Source organism: Catalinimonas alkaloidigena, from assembly GCF_029504655.1.
GTDB lineage: Bacteria > Bacteroidota > Bacteroidia > Cytophagales > Cyclobacteriaceae > Catalinimonas > Catalinimonas alkaloidigena.
Genome location: NZ_JAQFIL010000001.1, coordinates 3083620 through 3104861 on the forward strand (window position 1 = coordinate 3083620; position 21242 = coordinate 3104861).

The window sequence follows — 21242 nt, forward strand, 5'->3', positions numbered from 1 at the left end:
CTTATGTGGTTTTAATGTTAGACCGTTCGTTTAACTGTATAAATAAATAAGTCAATACCGGTATGATGAGAATACCTAAAAAGACGCCCGATAACATACCACCCGCAGTTCCTATACTCACTGACTTATTTCCAATTGCCGAAGAACCTTCAGAAAACATGAGAGGCACCAGACCGGCAGTAAAAGCAAGAGAAGTCATCACGATCGCACGGAGACGCAGCGCGCTGGCATCCAGGACAGCATCCAGGACATTGACACCGGCCTGCCGTTTTTGAGCGGCAAACTCTACAATTAAGATGGCGTTTTTGGCCAGCAAACCAATCAGCATGATAATACCTACCTGTACATAAATATTATTATCAATACCGGCGATATTAATGAAGGCAAATACACCCAAAATTCCGGTAGGAAGAGACAGCATCACCGCCATGGGTAACCAAAAACTCTCGTACTGCGCTGCCAGGATAAAATATACCAGGATGATACTAATGATAAATACGATGGTGGAGTCTGAACCTGATTTTTTCTCTTCCAAACTCATCCCAGTCCATTCAAAGTTTAGACTGGCAGGTAATTTCTGCTCACTCAATTCCTCAATCCTATCCATGACATTACCGGTACTGTATCCTTCAGCGGGTGTGATATTGATTCTGGCCGCGTTGTATAGGTTATATCTTGTCACTGTTTCAGGGCCGTAGGCTTCTTCCAACTGCACAATGGTATTCAAAGGGACCATGTCATTTTCGTTGTTTTTGACGTAAATGGAATTAAATGCTTCAGGACTATCACGGAATGGGATATCTGATTGCATATATACACCATACTGACGCGTAAATCTGTTAAAATCCCCTACCCTGGTTCTACCGAAATTAGACTGAACGGTGAACATCATATCTTTAACACTCACCCCTAAAGCTTTTGCTTTTTTGTAGTCAATATTCAAACTGTACTGAGGAAAGTTAGTATTGTATGAGGTAAATGCATTGTCGATCTCCTTCTGCTGTGAGAGTTCAGCGATAAACTCATTTACCAGGATGCCGAATTCACTCAGGTCACCATCAGAGAGGTCCTGTAGCATGATCTGTACTCCGTCAAAATCACCAAATCCCTGAACTGTAGGCCTGGGATACATATTCATCCCCTTTACTTCACTAATGACCGCCAGCTTATTCAACAGATGTTTGATCAGCTCATTAATATCCTGCACTTCTCCTCGCTCATCTTTTTCTTTGAGCAGTACGTATCCCATCCCTGATGAAGGGCTTTCTGAACCACTCACCACATTATAGCCTGAAACGGTATTTACACTGGAAACGGCTGTTTCCAGCTGAAGGATAGAATCTGCTTGTATCAAAGCCTGATTGGTTCGGTGAAGAGATGCACCTTCAGGCATAGAGACCGTAAAAATCAGGAAGTTGTCATCTTCTGTAGGGATAAAGGCACTTGGCGTCCGATTGGCAAGAAAAACCGTTATTCCAATGACACCCGCCAGCCCGATTAAGCTTATCCACTTATACTCTATTGCCAGTCGTGCCAGCTTTACATATTTGCGGGTAAATTTATCAAAAAGCCTGTCAAATACACGTAAGCCCTTAGTACCATAAACCTTAGCAGTTCTGACCTTCCTGGACTTTTGTATTTTACCGACTACCTTGTTTTCCTTACTTTTTTTGGTCTTATCCTTATAAAGTAAAATAAACAATACCGGACCAAGGGTAAGCGCAATTACTGCTGAAATCACTACCGCGATAATAATGGTATAGGCAAACTCCTGATAGAACACTCCCACCGGACCCTGAAGAAATCCTACGGGTAAAAATACTGCTGCAATAACCATAGTAATGGATACGATCGCGCCAGTAATCTCACTTAAGGCGGAATTCACAGCTTCTCTGGCAGTCATCTGATAATGTTGAATTTTCTCAAAAATAGCTTCTACCACCACAATGGCATTATCTACCACAATACCGATGGAAAGCACGATAGAAAACATACTCAGTACGTTCATAGAAACACCAACCAGGGAAAGAAAAAAGAACGTACCAATCAATGAGATCGGAATGGTAATGGCCGTAATAAAGGTGGCTTTAAAATCCTGAAGGAAAATAAATACCACCAGAAATACGAGTATAAAGGCCTCAATCAACGTTTGTTTCACATGCCCCATTGACTCATCAATCTGGTCTCTGACACTGTAGGTAATTTCATAACTGATGCCTTCAGGAAAAACCCTGGACTGTTCCTCCAATATCTGACGCACATTTTTGTCAATTTCTACGGCATTCGCACCACTCTGCTGTACTATGTCGATAGTGACTGAAGGACGACCATCCAGTCGGTTCTGGCTGGTATAGTTACTAGCACCAAATTCAATACGGGCTACATCGCGAAGATGTAATTGTAAACCATCCTGTTCTGATTTAATTACAATGTTTTCGTATTCTTCCGGCTCATCAAACCTTCCCGAATGCTTAAGGGCTATTTCAAATACCTCATCAGAATTTTCACCAAATTTACCCGGTGCCGCTTCAAAACTTTGATCGCGAATCTGAGAGTATACATCTCTTGGGGTAAGGCCGTACACAGCCAATCGCTCAGGATTTAGCCAGATGCGCATGGCGTAATCTCTGGAACGCAAAATGGCTGCTTCAGCCAGGCCTTCTACCCTTTTAAGTTCACGCCGCACATTCATTCGGGTGTATGCATTCAGAAATGTCTCATTATAAGGAGAGTTTTCATCCTCAGCGAAGATGTTGATGGTCATGAGCGTTCCCTTCATTCTTTTCATAACCGTAATGCCTGACTCAATCACTTCGGGGGGGATCTGCTGCACTACAGTTGATATACGGTTTTGTATATCCACCGCGGCCAGGTTAGGGTCTGTTCCCGGCTCAAAATAAACTGAAACCCGGCCTCTACCTGAATTAGTGGCAGTTGACCTGGCATAGGTCATATTTTCAGTACCATTGATCGCCTCTTCAATAGGAAGCAAAACTGACTTTGCTACGGTTTCAGCATTACCACCAGGATAATATACCTGTACACTTACACTGGGGGGGGCTATCTCGGGAAAACGTTCTACCGGTAGTTGTAAAATACTGGCGGCACCAGCAAGTACCAGCACAATTGATATAACCAGCGTTAGTACCGGCCTGTCTATTATCTTTTTTAACATAGTATCTTATAACTTATTCGAGTATTTTATGAGATTGAGAACTTGTGTCTTGTCCTTATTGAGTTTTGATGATAGATTAATTACTGAGAATAAAGTTTTAGCTGGAGAGTAGCAGATTAATCGCGTATGTACATATTGATACATTAGACCAGTAATGGAATCGACAGGTCTGGAATATGCTACTGGTATTGAAATAGAAAATATTTGAAATGACAATACTGGAGTACTACTAACTATAGGATCAAACAATACCTTCTTACCATTACTGTTATCTCCATAAATTGTAAGCGGGATACCGGTTAGCTTTTTAGAAATCATGACAGTTAAAACAATTAGAAAGCTGCTAAAAAATAAAAAAGCAGACTTTACACACGACTCTTTGAAATAACTATCAAGGTGATCATCAGCTATAAGCTATATGATTGATCACCTTGATTATATTATCTATCTAATTCTAAGCGCTGTGTATTACTGTACTGAGGCAGTGGTAGTATTATCCACTACTAATTGACCGACTTTCATTGGATTCACCTTAACTCCGGTGGTGAGTTTGTTAAGCCCTGAAACCACAATTCTATCGTCAGAATTAAGCGTTTCGCCACTCACGATATACTGTTTTCCTGTTCTACCTTCAATTTGAATTTCTTTCTTTAAAACAGTACTATCAGTTTCCTGAAACTTAAACACAAATCGCTTGTCCTGAATAGAAGTAGTAGCACCCTGAGGAACCAGGATCGCATTTGGGTAGATCTGTTCCATGATAATCTTACCGGTACTTCCGGATCTCAGCAAGGTGTCAGGATTATCAAATTTTGCCCTCAGATTGATTGAACCTGTTGACTTATCTATTTGTCCTGAGTTAGCATCAATTACTCCCGCTCTTTCGTATTCCGACCCGTCAGACAATACTAATTTCACTTCATTATTCATTTTTTTGGAAGTTGAGTCTCCTTTCATCCGTTCGTAATACAGATAGTCAGACTCACTCATAGAGAAGTAGACATAAACATCTTCCACGTTTGAAAGAACTGTAAGGGGTTCTTCATCAGTCTTTTTAACCAAGTTACCAATTGATTTGGGAATTCTACCGATAAAGCCGCTAACCGGGGCATTAATTGTAGTAAACTCTAGTTTGATACGCATGTTGGCAGCAACAGCCTGTGCCCTGTCCAGAGAGGATTGTGCTACTTCATAGTCCGCCATGGCTGTTTCCATCCTCACTTCAGAAATTACTTCGTTATCGATGAGGGGTTGAATACGGTCAATCTCGGTTTTAGCTTTCTTAAGCTTGGCTCTTTCTACTTTTACATTAGCCATTGCGTTCTTAAGATCTTCCTGATAGGGTTGGCTATTAATCTCAAATAGTGGTTGGCCTTTCTCAACATACTCTCCCTCATCCACATATATTTTTTCTAGTATACCATCTACCTGAGGGCGGATACCAACATTTTCTACTCCTTCGATAGATCCGAGATATTGGAATGACTTTGCGGCTTTCTCTTCTTTAAGTGTTAAAACCGGCAGAGGAAGACCTTCATCTTTTTCTTCTGCCTCTTGACAACTTACCATAAAAACCACTAATAAAGTAGCAATTAGGAATGGGTAATTTCTTTTGTTTAGGTAAAGACTGTGTCTCATTTTCATTCGTTTATCTACTTTAAATAACTTTTACCCGGGTCTCAATAACTATACTAGTGAGAAGAAATTACTAGGCTGATCTGATATAATGATGAATATTATGGTTTAAAGCACGTACAGATCAGTTTTGGCATTAAAATTTATCTTTTAACACATATCATATGTAGAATGTTTATCCAATTAATAAACAGATTGTAGAATAATTCAGCAGTTAATTATTGTAGCAGTCGATAATTCCAATGTAAAACGTCTGATTAGTTCGCTTCAGAAGTATTCATAGCATAGGCAATAATTTTTAATATTATCTATCCTGTCTTATGTTCTATATGGTCAGAGTTTGTACTTTCATCATGATATATAGTCAGTAGAGTCACTTTTCTCTTTGCATTTTTGGAAAATAATAAGGTAGTAATTCAAGGGCAGCTTTGGTGACTAATGCTTATATAAGGATTGGGCTACCTTTGTAAATTAACCAAGAGAAAATTGAGCAATATGAGGTAAATAGGAAAAATAAAGGATAGCACCCATGTTACTAAATACATTATTACGCTGCCGGAGAGCATAACTGATAATTACAATGTGATAAAGTGAGTAGCTTTATGAGTAGTGAAATTCAATTGATAATGTAAAAGATCCTTGGTTTAGAATTATGTATTATTTTTGGCATTCAGGATTTTTGCTTAGTTTAAACTTAAAATATTATATCGAAATCTATTTTATGAAATTACTCTTGATTTTTTTCAGCTTGATGATTTCTTGTGTCATTTTATTTTCTGCATTTGTTGCCAAACATGATGTTGAAAATGAAGCTAAGATTCAGATTGTAAACTTAAGTAAAGGGGATACCACTGGTTTCGCTGCTATGAGAACTTCGTTTATGCAAAGAAATCCCGGTTATGACCTAGATTATTTTTATCAGAAAAAATCTATTCCTCCTAAAGATGCTTACCGACTTGTATTCATTCAAACGGGTGAGGGCCAAGTAAGTATTACTGAAAACAGCTCAGACTTTTCTGTTGGTGACATTATTTATTTGGCGAAAGGAGAATCATTGCAAAGTGATACAAAACTAGATGCTTTGGTTTTTGATGTCCCTGATCCGTTGCCTAAGGATGTGCCTCAGTTTATACGACCCGATTGGGATCCGAATATTACAGATGTGCCAGGTGGCTGTGCCACCGAAAGGAATGCTTACCGGAGAATTTTGCTTACCTGGAAAGATGAAGTTGGAGAGTACTTATATCATGCACTCAATGCACACAGGGTGAGAATTATGGACTCTTTTACCCACTATCATCCGGTTGATGGGGGCTTTGATGAGTTCTATTTGGTTCAGATGGTGCTTCCTGAAGCCCGCTTAATCACATCTACTCATGTAGACTTGATAGAACAACCTCAACAGGTTAAAAAATCTAAAGCTGGTGAATTATTAGAAACACACAAGCTTCATGTAGGCGACCTGGTATACATCCCCCGAGGGATCGCTCACCGTGGACTGGGGGGAGTGCTCACACAAGTGATTACGGTACCCGGATTTATTCCCGGTTCTGAAATAGGCATTGACCACCATCTCAAAGCCATAAACGAACGTCTCAATTTAGAAGGAGAAAACGTGCTTCCCTTAAATAAGGATGCTTCACAACAGGTTGTAATAAAATAAACAGGTTAATAAGTTCTCTTTACACTAAGAAGTATCAAATGTCGGTGTCCGCTTTACATAAATGACTTCCACTTATTTATTTTTTTACCTATTAATTCTATTGACCACACTTTTTGTTAATTGATCATTGCTGTTTAATAGTTTTTTATTGAGTACTTGAAATGGAAAAGTAAAGAGCTAAATTTGAACCCAATAGCAATGAGGTAAATACTATGGCAACATTTGAAATGGTTATGCCCCGTATGGGCGAAAGTATCATGGAAGGAACAATCCTGAAATGGTTGAAAGCGGAAGGTGAGTTTATTGAGCAGGATGAATCTGTTCTGGAAGTAGCGACTGATAAAGTTGACACTGAAGTGCCAGCCACCCACAGTGGTGTTCTAAAAAAAATATTGATACAAGAGGGAGAGATTGCAAAAGTAGGTAAGGTAATAGCCATTATTGAAAATGAGGCTAATAACGGAAGCGATCTTAATTTTTCCGAAATAGAACCTAAAGAAGATCCTACTAACGAAACTATAGTCGCAGAAAAACCTAAAGTAAAAGATGCCTCATCAGATGCTACTTCTTCTAAGCGAGGGGCTAACCAATTTTATTCTCCCCTTGTCAGGAATATTGCCAAAGAAGAAAATATTTCTGAGGATGAACTGCAAAAAATTGAAGGAAGTGGAAAAGATGGAAGAGTAACCAAGAAAGATATAATACAATATCTTGAATCAAGAAAGCAGAAATCCCCATCACCAACGCTCTCCAAAGCTGAAAGTGTTATTAAAGTAGGTCCGAATGATGAAATAATTGAAATGGACCGCATGCGAAAAATGATCGCTAACCGTATGCTGGAGTCCAAAGAAATTTCTGCACATGTATCATCATTTGTTGAAGCAGATGTGACCAACATTGTAACATGGAGAAACAAATACAAGAAAATTGTCAAAGAAAGGGAGGGTGAGCCTTTTACTTTCATGCCTATATTTATTGAAGCAATAGCTCAGGCTATTAAAGATTTTCCTCTGATCAATGTCTCTGTAGATGATCACAGAATCATCAAAAGAAAAGACATAAACATTGGAATGGCGGTGGCCTTAAAGAATGGAAATTTAATAGTTCCGGTAATTAAAAATGCTGATCAATTAAGCTTACTGGGTTTAACAAAAAAGGTAAACGAGCTTGCTAATAAGGCTAGAAATAACCAATTAACTGCTGATGATTTGTCCGAAGGAACTTATACTATATCTAACATTGGTTCATTTGGCAATTTGATGGGCACCCCAATTATCATGCAGCCTCAGGTTGCTATTCTAGCGTTAGGCTCCATTGTAAAAAAACCAAGTGTAATTGAAACACCCGCTGGTGACGCAATTGGTATACGACATAAAATGTTTCTTTCACATTCCTATGACCACAGAGTAGTAGATGGGGCTTTGGGAGGGATGTTTGTAAAAAGAGTAGCTGATTTACTTGAAAGTTTTGATACGAATAGAGTGGTATAAAAAATAAGAAAGGCCTCAGCAATGATGCAGATGCAACTCGCCGAGGCCTTAGCTCAAACCACAAAGTAAAAAACTACATCAATAAGTCTTTTTAGCTAAACCAGCAAGAGAGCTTGAAACTTTCAGCCCTGCGCTTTCAGCTGATCCACTATTTAATTCAAATCCTATTTTAGAATCATCAGTGATGATAAAGTTAATATGAGAGCCATTGGCAGCCATATTATCGTGTTCTGTTATAAGTAAAGTACCCTTATTATGTAACATCGCGGTCAACTCATTCTCTTCTACTTTTTCATACTTTGTGACAAACACCACATCGCTCTGTTCAACTTCTGTAAGGTTAGCACATTTTTTAACTACCAAATTACGGTTCTTTATGGTTTTCTTTTTTTCCATAATTCCTAGCATCTCACGGTATGCTGTATTGTTTCCTACTACACTGATCACAAAGTCTTTACTGGCATTATCTGGTGGCCATTCTATGTATTTGCTGAAATTGTAAATAAAAATGGGGTGATACTTGTACTCCTGAGCGAAGCTGAGCGAAGCAAAGCTGAGTAAGAAGCAGATCAATAATAACTTTTTCATGTAAATGGTTTTAATTTTTAATTAGCTTTTTCCCTGTAGTCTTTTACAAATATGAACTTACATATCAGAATAGTAAAACTAAATATACTAAAAATATTACTTTGATGATATTTTATGCTTCCCTGACGAATCTCAGCCAATCTGGCATTAGAAAAATGCAATAATGACCATACATCAGTTAAATTTATCTTGAAAAAGTAATATTACTGTTAGAAAGAAACAATTCTTACATGAAACACTGTTTAATTGAAGTAAGTACCTGAATTTATTTGTCACGATCAGTGACAATTCTAGTTCTATTAGTTTACAGCCATGCTCATAGATATTGCCATTGTATTTATTGCTTTCCTTTTTTCTATTCCTGCTGTCACAGGATATTTTGCATATAGTCATGGCAAGCCTTTCTGGAAATGGTTTCTGATAGGATGCATTTTACCAATTATCGCCAATTTCTTAATCGCATACATTTGTAGAAAAGAAGCACTCAAAGCCCAAAGAAGAAATACCGTAGAACTTAGCCGTTTTGAGGATGAATGGATGGATAATTATGTTACAAAAATCATCCATAATAAATCATCTGAAAAAAAATTTTAGTGATAATCGTTGATATTAAAAATTTCAACTTCCTATTATTTATTATATTGGAATTTCTTCAATTCAGATATAAGATGATTAATAGAATAACGAAAAGTCTACTCATACTTTCAACCGCTTCAGTTTTTATCATTTCCTGCTCAGACAATCATGAGCTGCAACAGACGGTCAAAAATACATTACCTTTTACAACTGTTACTTTTAGTTCATTAGAACCATTTGATAAAACAGAAGCAAAAAATTGGCATACTGTAGGTGGAGTGTATGTCAACCGCCATAAGGAAGGTCATTTGGAAACTAAGGATGGTTCAGGAATTTTGGCTAATCTTCCTGATGAAAACAACAAAGCTGAGCTTGTTACTTCCTTTGATCATCAAGATATTGAATTGGAAGTGGATTTTATGTTACCCAAAGGATCTAATTCAGGCATTTATTTGCAAGGAAGGTATGAATTACAACTGCTAGACAGTTGGGGTAAAGATTCATTAACATACGGTGATTGTGGAGGTATTTATCAAAGATGGAACAAGCAATCAGATAGTGGATATGAAGGTACTGCCCCTCGGGTTAATGCATGCAAAGCACCTGGACTTTGGCAACATCTTAAAATCGTATTTCAGGCACCCAGATTTGACGACAAGGGCGGCAAAATCTCCAACGCTCGTTTCAAAAAAGTGATACTTAATGATGCGATTATCCATGAAAATGTCGAAGTAAGTGGACCGACCAGAGGTTCTTTTTTTGAAGATGAAGCCGCAAAGGGTCCTATTATTATTCAGGGTGATCATGGACCAATTGCTTTTCGTAATTTACGCTATAAATTATATGAGCAGGATAGAATTCAATTGGCAGATATGCGTTATAAATTTTATCAAGGCGAATTTGATGATTTTGACACACTTTCAACCCTTACCCCTACTAAAGAAGAACCTACGGATTCTTTAACGTTCAAAGCCGCAGGCGACTTTGATATATACGCTATTCAATTTGATGGGTTGATTTCCGCACCTAAGCAGGGAAACTACCTCTTTGACATCAGAGGTTACGGTCCGGTAAGGTTGATGATAGATGATCAACTTGTTGCAGAAAACAGGCTGTCTCAGGATTTGAACGACCCTGGATTTGGTGAAATTATCCTTACTGAAGGAAACCACAATTTTCAGCTTACATTTTTAAAAAATGAAAGACCGTGGAGACGAGGACTGAGTGTGGCTTATGAAGGTCCTGAAATACCAAAAACATTTTTACAAGCCCGTTCTTCCGTTCCAAAACGACCAACTCCTGATCCAATAATCGTTAGTGCTGAACAGCAAGTTGCCCTACAGAGAGGTTTTTTAATGCATAAAAATATAAAAAGGACCCATGCTATTACAGTAGGCACACCAGACCATATTAATTATGCCTTAGAAATAAGTAATGGAGCCCTTCTTGAAGGATGGCGAGGTGAATTCATTGATGCTACTGATATGTGGCACGAAAGAGGTGAAGCCCAGTTAATTCAACCTTTGGGAAGTGCACAGGAGTTTTCTGCTAAGCCATGTTTTGCTACCTTAACTTCATCCTCCTCTGATTGGCCTGATTCATTAGAAGCTGATAATAGCCCTTTCGTTTATAAAGGATATGAACTTTCCTCGCTAGGCATTCCAACTTATCAGTATAAGTATGACGGAATATTAATTAAAGACAGGATTTCACCTGATACCAATATCCACGGTTTGACAAGAGAAGTAAATATATCACCTTCCACCAGTACGATTTATTGTCTTTTAGCTGAAGGTAAAAATATTGAGAAGCTAGATGATGGTAGTTATGCTGTTGATGATAAAACCTACTATTTGAATGTAGTAGAAAATGAAACAGAACCTATTTTAAGAGAAGCGGGAAGTAACCAACAACTAATCATAGCTCTTGGCAATTCTAATAGTGAGAGTACACTCAAATACAGTTTAATCTGGTAAACTATCAATCATGAAACGTAAAATAACATATACTCTAATCAGCTTACTCTTTCTAACCTGTACCTTAGTCTGTGCTCAAGAAGATATTGGTGATAAAGAAAGTGAATATTATAAAATTACAACGATTCCAATTCCCGAGGATATTGTATTAGAAGTAGGCGGACTGGCTTTTTTACCAGATAACCGGCTGGCGGCTGCCACCCGAAGAGGGGAAATCTGGTTGATAGATGACCCATATATGAAAAGTAAGCAGCAGCCAAAATTCACAAGATTTGCATCAGGTTTACATGAGCCTCTTGGACTTGCATATCATAATGGAGCATTCTACACCACACAAAGAGCTGAACTAACCAAAATTATAGATAGCAATAATGATGACACAGGAGATAAATTTGAAACTATTTTCTCCTGGCCCTTATCCGGAAATTATCACGAATATTCTTACGGCCCATTATTTTTGCCCAATGGCGATATGTTGATTACTCTGAATCTGGCATGGGTTGGATATGGTGCCAGCTTAGTAAAATGGAGAGGTTGGATGCTAAAAGTAACTGAAGAAGGTGAAATGACACCCATCGCAACAGGATTACGATCTCCGGCTGGCTTTGGATTTGACAAAGAGGGGGAAGTTTTTTATGCTGAAAATCAGGGCGACTGGATTGGTTCAGGAAGGATTACACATTTAGAAAAAGGTGATTTTGCAGGAAACCCCGCTGGCTTGCGTTGGAGTGGCGAACCATTATCTCCTCTTGACCTGAAACCAAATGTAATACCAGATTCTGTTGGTCTGATGCATGAATTTGCTGAAAGTGTGTCAAGTTTAAAAGTACCTACCGTATGGTTCCCTCACACTATTATGGGGATCTCAACGTCTGCGATACTTACTGATACAACCGGAGGCAAGTTCGGTCCTTTTGAAGGTCAAATGCTTGTTGGAGATCAGGGACATAGCAAGATCATGAGGGTAGCCCTGGAAAAAGTGAATGGTGAGTACCAGGGTGCTTGTTTTCCTTTTAAAGAAGGTTTCTCTTCAGGGATACTACGTTTTGCATGGGGTACAGATGGCTCATTGTTTGTTGGCATGACCAGCAGAGGCTGGGCTTCTACCGGTGAAGAAAATTATGGATTACAGAAACTCTCCTGGACAGGTAAAACTCCTTTTGAAATTAAAACTATGAAAGCGATGAGTAATGGGTTTGAGCTGGAATTTACAGAGCCCGTTCAAAAATCTACTGCTGAGAATCCCGACACTTACGCCATGACCAGTTTTAACTATAGTTATCACAGAAGTTATGGCAGCCCTATCATTCAACAACAGAACTGTTCTATCGTAGGCGCCAGCCTCTCTGAAGACGGAAGAAAAGTAAAACTATATGTAGAAGGCTTAAGAGAAGGTTATATACATGAGCTCAAAGCGAACGGCATACTTTCCCACCAAGGAAAGTCATTATTACATCCTGCGGCTTACTATACTTTAAACAATATCCCTGAAGGTGAAAACACTGCCCCGATGATTGCTCAGGCATCTTCATCCACTGAAAGTCAGGATACAGAAACAAGTTGTGGCTGGGATGCTTCAAAAAGAATGATTGAAATGCCACCTGAGTGGAAAGACGGCCCGGACATTGTAATTAACATAGGTACCGAGCCAGGCCTGAAATATAGTGTGACTAATTTTGAAGTACCAGCCGGAGCTAGGGTTCAACTCACTTTTAATAACAATGATGATATGCTTCATAACCTTGTCATCACCAAGCCAAATACAATTGAACAGGTAAGTGATGCATCTATGCAAATGGGCTTAGAAGGTCCTCAGCGAGGATATATACCTAAATCAGATAACATATTGTACCATACCTGCATCCTACAACCTGAAACTAGCGAAAGTATTTATTTCGTAGCTCCGGAAGTAGATGAGTATAAATACGTTTGTACCTTCCCAGGGCATTCCAAAGTGATGCGAGGAGTGATGAAAGTGGTGCCCTCAAATACTGCTTCCCGCTAGCATGATATAAGCCCTTTCATATGCGAAAGGGCTTTTAAATTTATCTCAATTTCCTATTTTTCTGTTGGCACCCTGCCTCTCCAGCATCCAGCCAGGATACTCAGCCGGTAATTGACTTATCTCATCCAGTTTATTTAATTCAACTTCAGTAAAATCAATATCTACTGCCTTGAGGTTATCGTCAAGCTGATCTCTATTTTTTGCACCGATGATCACTGAAGTAACCACATCCTGTTTTAACAACCAGGCTAAAGCTAATCTCGCAATGGAGCAATTTCGCTCTGTTGCCATTGGATTAAGGGCGTCAACAACAGAAAATGCTCTTTCTTTATTTACCGGAGGAAAATCAAAGTCTACTCTGCGAGAACCATCGGGGCCAGACTTATCTTTACGATACTTGCCACTGAGTAGTCCACCTGCCAGAGGACTCCAAACCATTAGGCCCACTTTTTGATCTTTAAGTAAAGGCACGAGCTCTCTCTCTAAATCTCTACCTGCAATGGTATAATAGGCTTGTAAAGACTCAAATCTGGCTAATCCCGTATGCTGAGAATATGCCAAAGCTTTCATGATTTGCCAGGAAGATAAATTACTGCATCCTATATATCTTACTTTTCCACTTTTCACCAGATCATCCAGCGTCCTCACCGTTTCTTCTAGGGGGGTAAGTGGGTCAAATCCATGAATTTGATAAAGATCAATATAATCAGTCTGCAGACGTCTTAAAGATTCTTCTACTTGATGCATGATATGAGAACGGCTTAGACCTACCTGATTGGGTCCTTTACCCATCCTTCCCCTTACTTTAGTTGCCAATACTATTTCATCTCTATTAATACCTAAGTCTCTGAGTGCTTTGCCCGTTATCTCTTCAGAAAGCCCTTCAGAGTACACATTGGCAGTATCAATAAAGTTAATACCAGCAGCAATTGACTGGGAAATAATATCATTTGCAACATCCTGCCCAGACTTTCCTATCGCTTCCCAAAACCCTTTCCCACCAAATGTCATCGTACCTAAACAAAGTTCAGAAACCTGCAAGCCAGTATTTCCCAAAAGATTATACTTCATGGCTTAAAATTTTTGTGATTGAAACAATTACTCCTTAAATACCAGGACGGGATAAGTAGCAAAATATGCTATTTCATTGGTAGTGCTTTCATTGAATATGCGCTGTATATAATTTCTTGGTTTATACAACATAGCCAGTAGATCAGCATTTTCTCGTATTACATATTCATCTATGCCTCTTGCAGGATTTTCGTGATGCTCAACGACAAAATTGAGCTTGTCATAATTCAGATAAGAATTTGTCTCTTCTACATATTCGTTATACATCGCCTCCTCAAACTGATTTTCCCCATGACATACATGCACTATATCAAGCTGAGCATCCGTAGCTGCGGTAAAAGCAATCAACTTATTCAAAACATTTTTATCCTCCATCTGATAATCTGATGCATAGACTATTTTTTTGACTTTATGATATTTGGCGTACTGAGGGATACACATTACCGGACATTCTGCCAGTGAAATAGTACGAACTGTATTACTTCCGATGTATTTTTCTACTACATCCTTTACGCCAGTGGTTCCCATTACGATTAGTTCATACTCATGTTCATTGGCATAATTAGTAATCTGCTTATCTAATGGACCATAGGTAAAATGGTAATCACAGAGCTTCATACCTTTGGGCTTACTTAGCTTATTTACTTCGTTAGTAAGATTCTGAAGCACATTTTCAGCTCGCGCCACCAGCTTATCCCACTCCTTATTTTCTTCAAGATCACTTAATAATCCTTTTGATAGCGTTTCATTAAATTCTGCTTCAGTGAAAACATGGATTAGAGTCAGTGTAGAATTGTGTTGCTCAGCCACATGCGCAGCAAACTCTAGTGCATGAATGGAATCAGAAGAAAAATCAATTGGGCAAAGTATTTTTTTCATCTTTAAAAAATGTTGTTATTAACAATGAAGTTAAAAAAAATAGCCTAGCTTATCACCTATTCAATACTCTTTATCCGGATCTATCTGATTAAGCGGCGCTTGATTATTCAAAATTCGCCTGTGATTTACAACAATTTGTTGGGCTGCAGATGCAGTATCTGTAATACTAGCGATGTGGGGCGTGACGGTAATATCAGGATGCTCCCAAAAAGGATGATTGCGGGGTAAGGGTTCATCGCGAAATACATCGAGTAAGGCGCCACTAAGCTGCTTCTCCTCCAAAGCTTGTATTAAATCTTCTTCTACCAAATGCTCACCGCGTGCCACATTGATCAGGTAACTCCCTCTTTGTAGTTTTAAAAAAAGAGAATGATTTAAAATGTTCTTTGTTTTAGTTGTCAAGGGGAGTAAACACACAATCACATTAACTTGCTTTAGCATATCTTGAAGTTCTTTCTCACCGGTGAATGTATTGATTCCCTTGAGCTTCTTTGGGCTTTGAGAATAACCGTATACTGCAAAGCCTAGCTGAGTTAGCTTCATAGCTACATCCTGCCCCAACGCTCCTAGTCCTAAAATTCCGATTCTGATTGAATGCGCAACAGGTAAGATTTTATCCCAGACTTTATTTTGTTGGTTCAACCAGATCTGCTTCAAATTTCTTTGAAAATTTATGGTTCCTGCAATGATGAAGTTACTCATGTCAGCGGCTAGTTTATCATCTATAATTCTACAGATGTTAGCTTGTGGCAAATCGGGGTCTGATAAAATGTGGTCTACTCCAGCTCCAAGTGAGTGAATTAACCTCAAATTAGAAAACTGATGCAATGTCCCTCTAGGATGTTTCCAAACGACAGCTGTAGTGTAAGATGAAGGGTCTTGAACTTCAGGCCAGACATCTATCCTGAGATTAGGGTCAATTTTTTGTAGTTCGTTTTTCCAGGGCTCAGCAGCTCTCTCATTAAAAATTAAAACTATACTCATTTATTTAGCTTTGGAAGTCCAGCGATTACCTTTTACTCTAAACCTCCAGGGTAGCAAAGCATCATCTCCTGCATAGTCAATTCCCACCCTGGGACTGGCAATAATATCACCTTCACTCACATTTGTTTGTCTGTCTTCTATCCAAATCTGCTCCGCTTTTGTCAGTTCGGCACCGTACATGGCTTTGCTAATTCCCAATGCCTGGCTTAACATGCCCGGACCTGCGGTTAGGCGTACTGAAAAATCATGTAAATTGCGTCGATGCTGCATAAGCTCAATACCATCAGTAGGTTCAATCGCCCTTACAAGTACCGCATCTGCTTTACCTTCTTTATTGGTGATGATATTGAAAAGGTCATACATACCGTAAATTTTATATATATAAGCGACACCACCTTCGTGAAACATGATTTCAGTACGGGGGGTACGTTTCTTCATATGGGAATGACAGGCTTTATCGTTGATATGTGAATACGCTTCCGTTTCCACGATTTTGCCTCCACTGATGTGGCCGTTCACTTTGGTGAATAAATATTTACCCAAAAACTGCCGACTTAAAGAAACTACATCATCTTGAAGATAAAAGGCCTTAGGTATAATGTTCATTGATAAATTCTTATTAAAATTGTCAAAATAAATCAGATTTTTTGAAAACCACTAATTCGTAAAAAATGAAAAAGTTAAGTGTATTGTTTTGTTTTTTATTTGTTGGCATTACCCAGCAAACATATGGGCAGTTGAGCACCCCGGCACCGAGTCCGTATTCAACGGTTAGTCAGGTAGTTGGCCTGACTGAGGTGGAGATTGCTTATTCTCGTCCCGCAATGAAAGGCAGAGATATATATGGAGAGCTGGTTCCCTTTGGGAGTTTATGGAGAACAGGTGCTAATGCAGCCACTAAGATCAGTTTTCCTGAGCCTCTGAGTATAGAAGGAAAAGAATTAGCTGCCGGTGAGTATTCCATTTTCACAATACCGGGCAAGGGTGAGTGGACATTAATTCTGAATAAAGATGCCAAAGTTAGTGTTGCTAATTACGACCAGTCCAAAGATGCTGTGCGATTTACGGTTAAGCCTCAGAAAACCAAAATGGACTTTGAGTCATTCACCATTATGTTTTCAGACATCAAGGACAATTCCGCTAAAATCAATATCATTTGGGAAAACACACTGGTTCCAATCAGCATCACTGATCCTGATGTAGATCAGAAAGTAATGGCTCAGATTGAAGAGCAGATACCTACGGCAGGTAATAATGATAATGTATACTTTGCAGCCGCAAGCTACTACTTTGAGAATAACAAGGACTTAGAGCAGGCTGTTGAGTGGGTGGATAAAGCCGTAGAAATTAATGACGAGAAATACTGGGTGATGCACCTTCAGGCTAAAATTCATGCAAAGTTAAATAACAAGGAGAAGGCGATAGAAGCCGCAGAAAAATCTAAAGCCTTAGCGGATAAAGCAGGGAACCCAGATTATGTAAAACTCAATAATCAGCTCATCGCAACTTTAAAGTAAGCAAAAAGCCCGCTTTGTCGGGCTTTATTTCTTTTAACAAAGCTGACAGATCGGGGTTTAGCTTGCATGAAGCAGATCAAAAAATATGACTTGCGTGAAGGTGATGTAGACAGGATTGTGGAAATGGCCTGGGAAGATCGTACTTCATTTGATGCCATTGAAGAACAATTTGGTGTGCCTGAAAAAGATGTTATCCGCATCATGAAAAAGGAAATGAAAGAAAGTTCCTGGAAAATGTGGCGGAAAAGAGTTCAGGGTAGAGCAACTAAACATCGCAAAAAAAAGCATTCATTTCGTTTTAAAAGCAGTCGCCAGAAAAATATCTCATTGAACAAGATGAGCAAGCGTTAATTTTTAGACCTAAATTTACTTATTCCTATCATAAAGCCTTTGGCTGTGCGTTGCTCTTGTATTAACTTACCCTAGCTTATTGCAAATGAGATAATTGGAATTTTCATTTGTAGAGGCTAATCTTGCAAAAAATATTTTATAACAAAGCGTGCTCATTAAGCATGACAGTCTTATCACAAAAATACAAGCATAAGTCAATGCTGGATAACTACAGGAATATAAATAATCTGGTAGGTTGGTTGGTTTTTATCATTGCGACAATCACCTACGCCCTTACAGTAGAAGAAACAGCTAGCTTTTGGGATTGCGGTGAGTTCATTGCCGTATCTTATAAATTAGAAGTCCCCCACCCTCCCGGCGCTCCATTCTTTTTGCTCCTGGGCAGAATGTTTTCCTTTCTTGCCCTCGGTAATGTTGAACTAGTGGCTTACTGGATCAATATGCTTAGTGTGATAAGTAGTGGTTTTACTATTCTGTTCTTATTCTGGAGTATTACCATGCTGAGCAAAAAAATATTAAAGGTAAAGCATGGTGAAGAAACTCCCGGTCAAACAGTCTTGCTGATAGGGAGTGGCCTGATAGGTGCTCTGGCTTATACCTTTTCTGATTCATTTTGGTTTTCAGCAACTGAAGCGGAAGTCTATGCTTTATCTTCCTTTTTTACCGCTTTTGTTTTCTGGGCAATTTTGAAGTGGGAATTGATAGAAGACACATCTGCCGCAAACCGCTGGCTGATACTTATTGCCTATATGATGGGACTTTCCATCGGGGTTCACCTGCTGAACCTGGTAACTATTCCTGCTTTGGGTCTGATTTACTATTTTCATAATTACCAAAAAACCAACACCAAAGGTGTTGTGGCAACACTGGTTATTAGCTTGGTGATCATTGGGCTGATTATGGTGGGCATCATTCCCGGGTTACCGTCCCTTGCAGGTACGCTGGAGGTTTTCTTTGTCAATAACCTGAGTATGCCTTTCGGGTCAGGTGTTGTATTCTTGCTCATCGTAATCGGTGGTGGACTTACTTATGGGCTTTACTACTCTTACCAGCATGGCAAATTGATAATGAATACCGCCTTGATCTGTCTTACTTTTATTTTAATTGGTTATAGTTCATATTCTCTAGTACTCATTCGCTCGGCTTATGATCCTCCTATTGATGAAAACGACCCTGAGACTATCATCAGCTTTGTATCGTATCTTAAACGTGAACAATACGGCAGTCGCCCACTGCTCTTTGGTCAGTATTTTACAGCTGAACTGGTAGATCAGGAAAATGGAGCGCCTATTTACGAAAAAGGGGAAGACAAATACATCATCACTGATTATAAACTCGAAAATACCTATGACCCCAAAGAGAGTACTATTTTTCCAAGAGCATATAGTACACAGGACAATCATGTAGAATTGTATAGAAGTTGGATGGGCTTACGGCCAAATGAGAAGCCGAATTTTGCTGACAACCTCTATTACTTTTTCCGCTATCAGGTAGGACATATGTTTATGCGTTACTTCATGTGGAATTTTGCCGGTAGAGAAAGTGATATTAAAGACGCAAGTTGGCTTACGCCCTGGGAAAGTAATGAGGACCTACCTTACACCATCGCTACCAATAAGGCAAGAAATAACTTTTTCATGCTTCCCTTAATATTGGGATTGATAGGCTTATTCTACCAGTACAAAAAAGACCTGAAGGGCTTCTCTGTGATTGGGCTTTTATTCATTTTAACAGGCATTGGCTTAGTAGTTTACCTGAATTCTCCCCCAGTAGAGCCCCGGGAACGGGATTACATTTATGTGGGAGCATTTTATGCCTTTGCCATCTGGATTGGTTTTGGAGTAATTGCAGTGGCCAAGTTCATTGGTCAGTTTATGAAGAACAAGATGGTTGCCGGTGCCATTGCCACCCTACTTTGTTTAGCAGTACCTACAGTGATGGCAGCTCAGGGTTGGGATGATCATGATCGCTCTAACCGTTTCTTTTCCGTAGATTCCGCAAGAAATTTCCTTGCCTCATGCGCTCCCAATGCAATCTTGTTTACCGGAGGTGACAATGATACTTTCCCCCTATGGTATGTGCAGGAAGTTGAAGGTTTTAGAACAGATGTAAGAGTAATTGTATTGAGTTACTTCAATACCGATTGGTATATTGATCAGATGACAAGGCCTGCTTATGAGTCTGAGCCACTACCATTCACCCTTAGCAAAGAAAATTACAAACAGGGAGGTCCTAACGATTATCTACCTTATGTTGAACGTCCAAATATCAAAGGAGCCATTAATCTGGAGCAGTTTTTAAGGTTAGTAAGAGAAAATTCTCAGGCCCTCAAAATCCCCAATGCCAGAGCAAGCTATAATACTGTACCTGCTAAAACCTTCTTTCTGGATATTAATACATATGATGTAAGTGAGGCTGAAACTTCCGGTGTTGCCGATACTACAGCCACTGCCAGTACGCAAATACCTGCGCATCTGGCATCCTTAATTCCAGCAGATATGCAGGAAAACTACATTGACAGGATGTACCTTGACCTGAAAGGACGTGCCCTGGAAAAGAAAGACCTGATGATTCTTGATTTGTTAGCGGCTAACAAATGGGAGCGTCCTATTTATTTCAACAACACCTCTCTCATGGGTGTTAATCTTGACTTCCGTCCTTACGTAGTACAGGAAGGAAATACATTCCGTCTTTTGCCTATTGAAAATCCTAGTCCAAACAATGAGTTTGTAAACACAGAGGTAATGTATGAAAACATGATGGATAACTTTTTCTGGAGAGAGTTAAGTAATCCGGATGTATACTACAATGAAGATTACCGTAATTTTGCCCTGAATCATCGCTCAAGTTTTAATACACTTGCCAGAAATCTGATTCAGGAGGGTGATATTGAAAGAGCCAGGGAAGTATTGAACAGAAGCCTTGAAGAAATACCTGATAAAACCATACCATTTGACTATGTGTCATCTCAAACCCTTCCCCTTCTGTTTGAAGTAGGAGAAGAAGAGAAAGCTATAGAAATGGCTCAGGTACTGGGAGACAGAGCCGATGAGATGCTAACCTATCTTTATCCAAGAGCTCAGGGACAAAATGTGGAAATTCAGAAGCAATTAATTATATTAAATGGTGTTACGCAGGCACTCAATCGTGCCGGTCAAACTGAGTTAGGTCAAAAATATGATGAAATGCTCAATCGCCATTATAATCAAATTAATACTTTATAATTCAGGATGACCGTAGCAGCACGATTGATCAATTGCAGTTACTGAGACAACAATATTATTAAAAAAACTTGCTGTACAATTGGCAAGTTTTTTTAATGAACATAGTTA

Annotated in this window: 15 protein-coding genes; 8 read left to right on the top strand and 7 right to left on the bottom strand. The window is 39.1% G+C overall.

Features of this window, described 5'->3' with window-relative positions:
- Position 1: 1 nt before the first annotated feature.
- Together OKW21_RS12650 and OKW21_RS12655 are read right to left on the bottom strand one after the other, a co-directional pair.
- Entirely contained in the window at positions 2-3175 is a 3174-nt protein-coding gene (locus OKW21_RS12650) for an efflux RND transporter permease subunit (protein WP_277479886.1), read from the bottom strand.
- A 468-nt stretch (positions 3176-3643) separates the two neighbouring features.
- On the bottom strand, positions 3644-4813 hold the full coding sequence (locus OKW21_RS12655) for an efflux RND transporter periplasmic adaptor subunit (RefSeq protein WP_277479887.1): 1170 nt from the start codon (positions 4811-4813) through the stop codon (positions 3644-3646).
- 718 nt (positions 4814-5531) lie between these two features.
- Between OKW21_RS12655 and OKW21_RS12660 the strand changes: the two genes are divergently transcribed.
- Positions 5532-6473 carry a hypothetical protein gene (locus OKW21_RS12660; RefSeq protein ID WP_277479889.1) on the top strand — a complete coding sequence of 314 codons (942 nt, stop codon included), beginning with the start codon at positions 5532-5534 and terminating at the stop codon, positions 6471-6473.
- A 212-nt stretch (positions 6474-6685) separates the two neighbouring features.
- A complete protein-coding gene (locus OKW21_RS12665; protein WP_277479890.1) occupies positions 6686-7963 on the top strand; it encodes a dihydrolipoamide acetyltransferase family protein in 1278 nt (425 codons plus the stop codon).
- Between the two features lie 78 nt (positions 7964-8041).
- Here OKW21_RS12665 and OKW21_RS12670 read toward each other — a convergent pair whose 3' ends face one another.
- Positions 8042-8551, bottom strand: coding sequence for a YfiR family protein (locus tag OKW21_RS12670; RefSeq protein WP_277479891.1), 510 nt, complete (start codon positions 8549-8551; stop codon positions 8042-8044).
- 312 nt (positions 8552-8863) lie between these two features.
- Between OKW21_RS12670 and OKW21_RS12675 the strand changes: the two genes are divergently transcribed.
- From OKW21_RS12675 to OKW21_RS12685, 3 genes are all read left to right on the top strand, one after another.
- Positions 8864-9145: a hypothetical protein gene (locus tag OKW21_RS12675; protein WP_277479892.1), complete on the top strand. Its 282-nt coding sequence runs from the start codon at positions 8864-8866 to the stop codon at positions 9143-9145.
- Between the two features lie 74 nt (positions 9146-9219).
- Complete coding sequence (locus OKW21_RS12680) at positions 9220-11103, top strand: 3-keto-alpha-glucoside-1,2-lyase-like domain-containing protein (protein ID WP_277479893.1); 1884 nt, start codon at positions 9220-9222, stop codon at positions 11101-11103.
- A 10-nt stretch (positions 11104-11113) separates the two neighbouring features.
- Positions 11114-13108 (top strand): plastocyanin/azurin family copper-binding protein, encoded by a 1995-nt coding sequence (locus tag OKW21_RS12685; RefSeq protein WP_277479895.1) that lies wholly within the window; start codon positions 11114-11116, stop codon positions 13106-13108.
- 45 nt (positions 13109-13153) lie between these two features.
- Here the strand turns inward: OKW21_RS12685 and OKW21_RS12690 are convergent, their stop codons facing one another.
- From OKW21_RS12690 to OKW21_RS12705, 4 genes are read right to left on the bottom strand one after another with little or no spacing between them, the layout of a single operon-like run.
- On the bottom strand, positions 13154-14179 hold the full coding sequence (locus OKW21_RS12690) for an aldo/keto reductase (RefSeq protein ID WP_277479896.1): 1026 nt from the start codon (positions 14177-14179) through the stop codon (positions 13154-13156).
- Positions 14180-14206: 27 nt separating this feature from the next.
- A complete protein-coding gene (locus OKW21_RS12695) occupies positions 14207-15058 on the bottom strand; it encodes a universal stress protein (protein WP_277479898.1) in 852 nt (283 codons plus the stop codon).
- Between the two features lie 60 nt (positions 15059-15118).
- Entirely contained in the window at positions 15119-16042 is a 924-nt protein-coding gene (locus OKW21_RS12700; protein ID WP_277479899.1) for a 2-hydroxyacid dehydrogenase, read from the bottom strand.
- Entirely contained in the window at positions 16043-16648 is a 606-nt protein-coding gene (locus OKW21_RS12705) for a DNA-3-methyladenine glycosylase (RefSeq protein WP_277479900.1), read from the bottom strand.
- A gap of 65 nt (positions 16649-16713) precedes the next feature.
- Here OKW21_RS12705 and OKW21_RS12710 point away from each other — a divergent pair, with 65 nt between their 5' ends.
- The 3 genes from OKW21_RS12710 to OKW21_RS12720 all read left to right on the top strand — a co-directional run bounded on the left by OKW21_RS12710 (position 16714) and on the right by OKW21_RS12720 (position 21134).
- Positions 16714-17559 carry a DUF2911 domain-containing protein gene (locus OKW21_RS12710; protein WP_277479901.1) on the top strand — a complete coding sequence of 282 codons (846 nt, stop codon included), beginning with the start codon at positions 16714-16716 and terminating at the stop codon, positions 17557-17559.
- Positions 17560-17625: 66 nt separating this feature from the next.
- Positions 17626-17910 (top strand): TIGR03643 family protein, encoded by a 285-nt coding sequence (locus OKW21_RS12715; RefSeq protein WP_277479902.1) that lies wholly within the window; start codon positions 17626-17628, stop codon positions 17908-17910.
- A 161-nt stretch (positions 17911-18071) separates the two neighbouring features.
- Positions 18072-21134 carry a glycosyltransferase family 117 protein gene (locus OKW21_RS12720; protein ID WP_277479903.1) on the top strand — a complete coding sequence of 1021 codons (3063 nt, stop codon included), beginning with the start codon at positions 18072-18074 and terminating at the stop codon, positions 21132-21134.
- Positions 21135-21242: the final 108 nt, after the last annotated feature.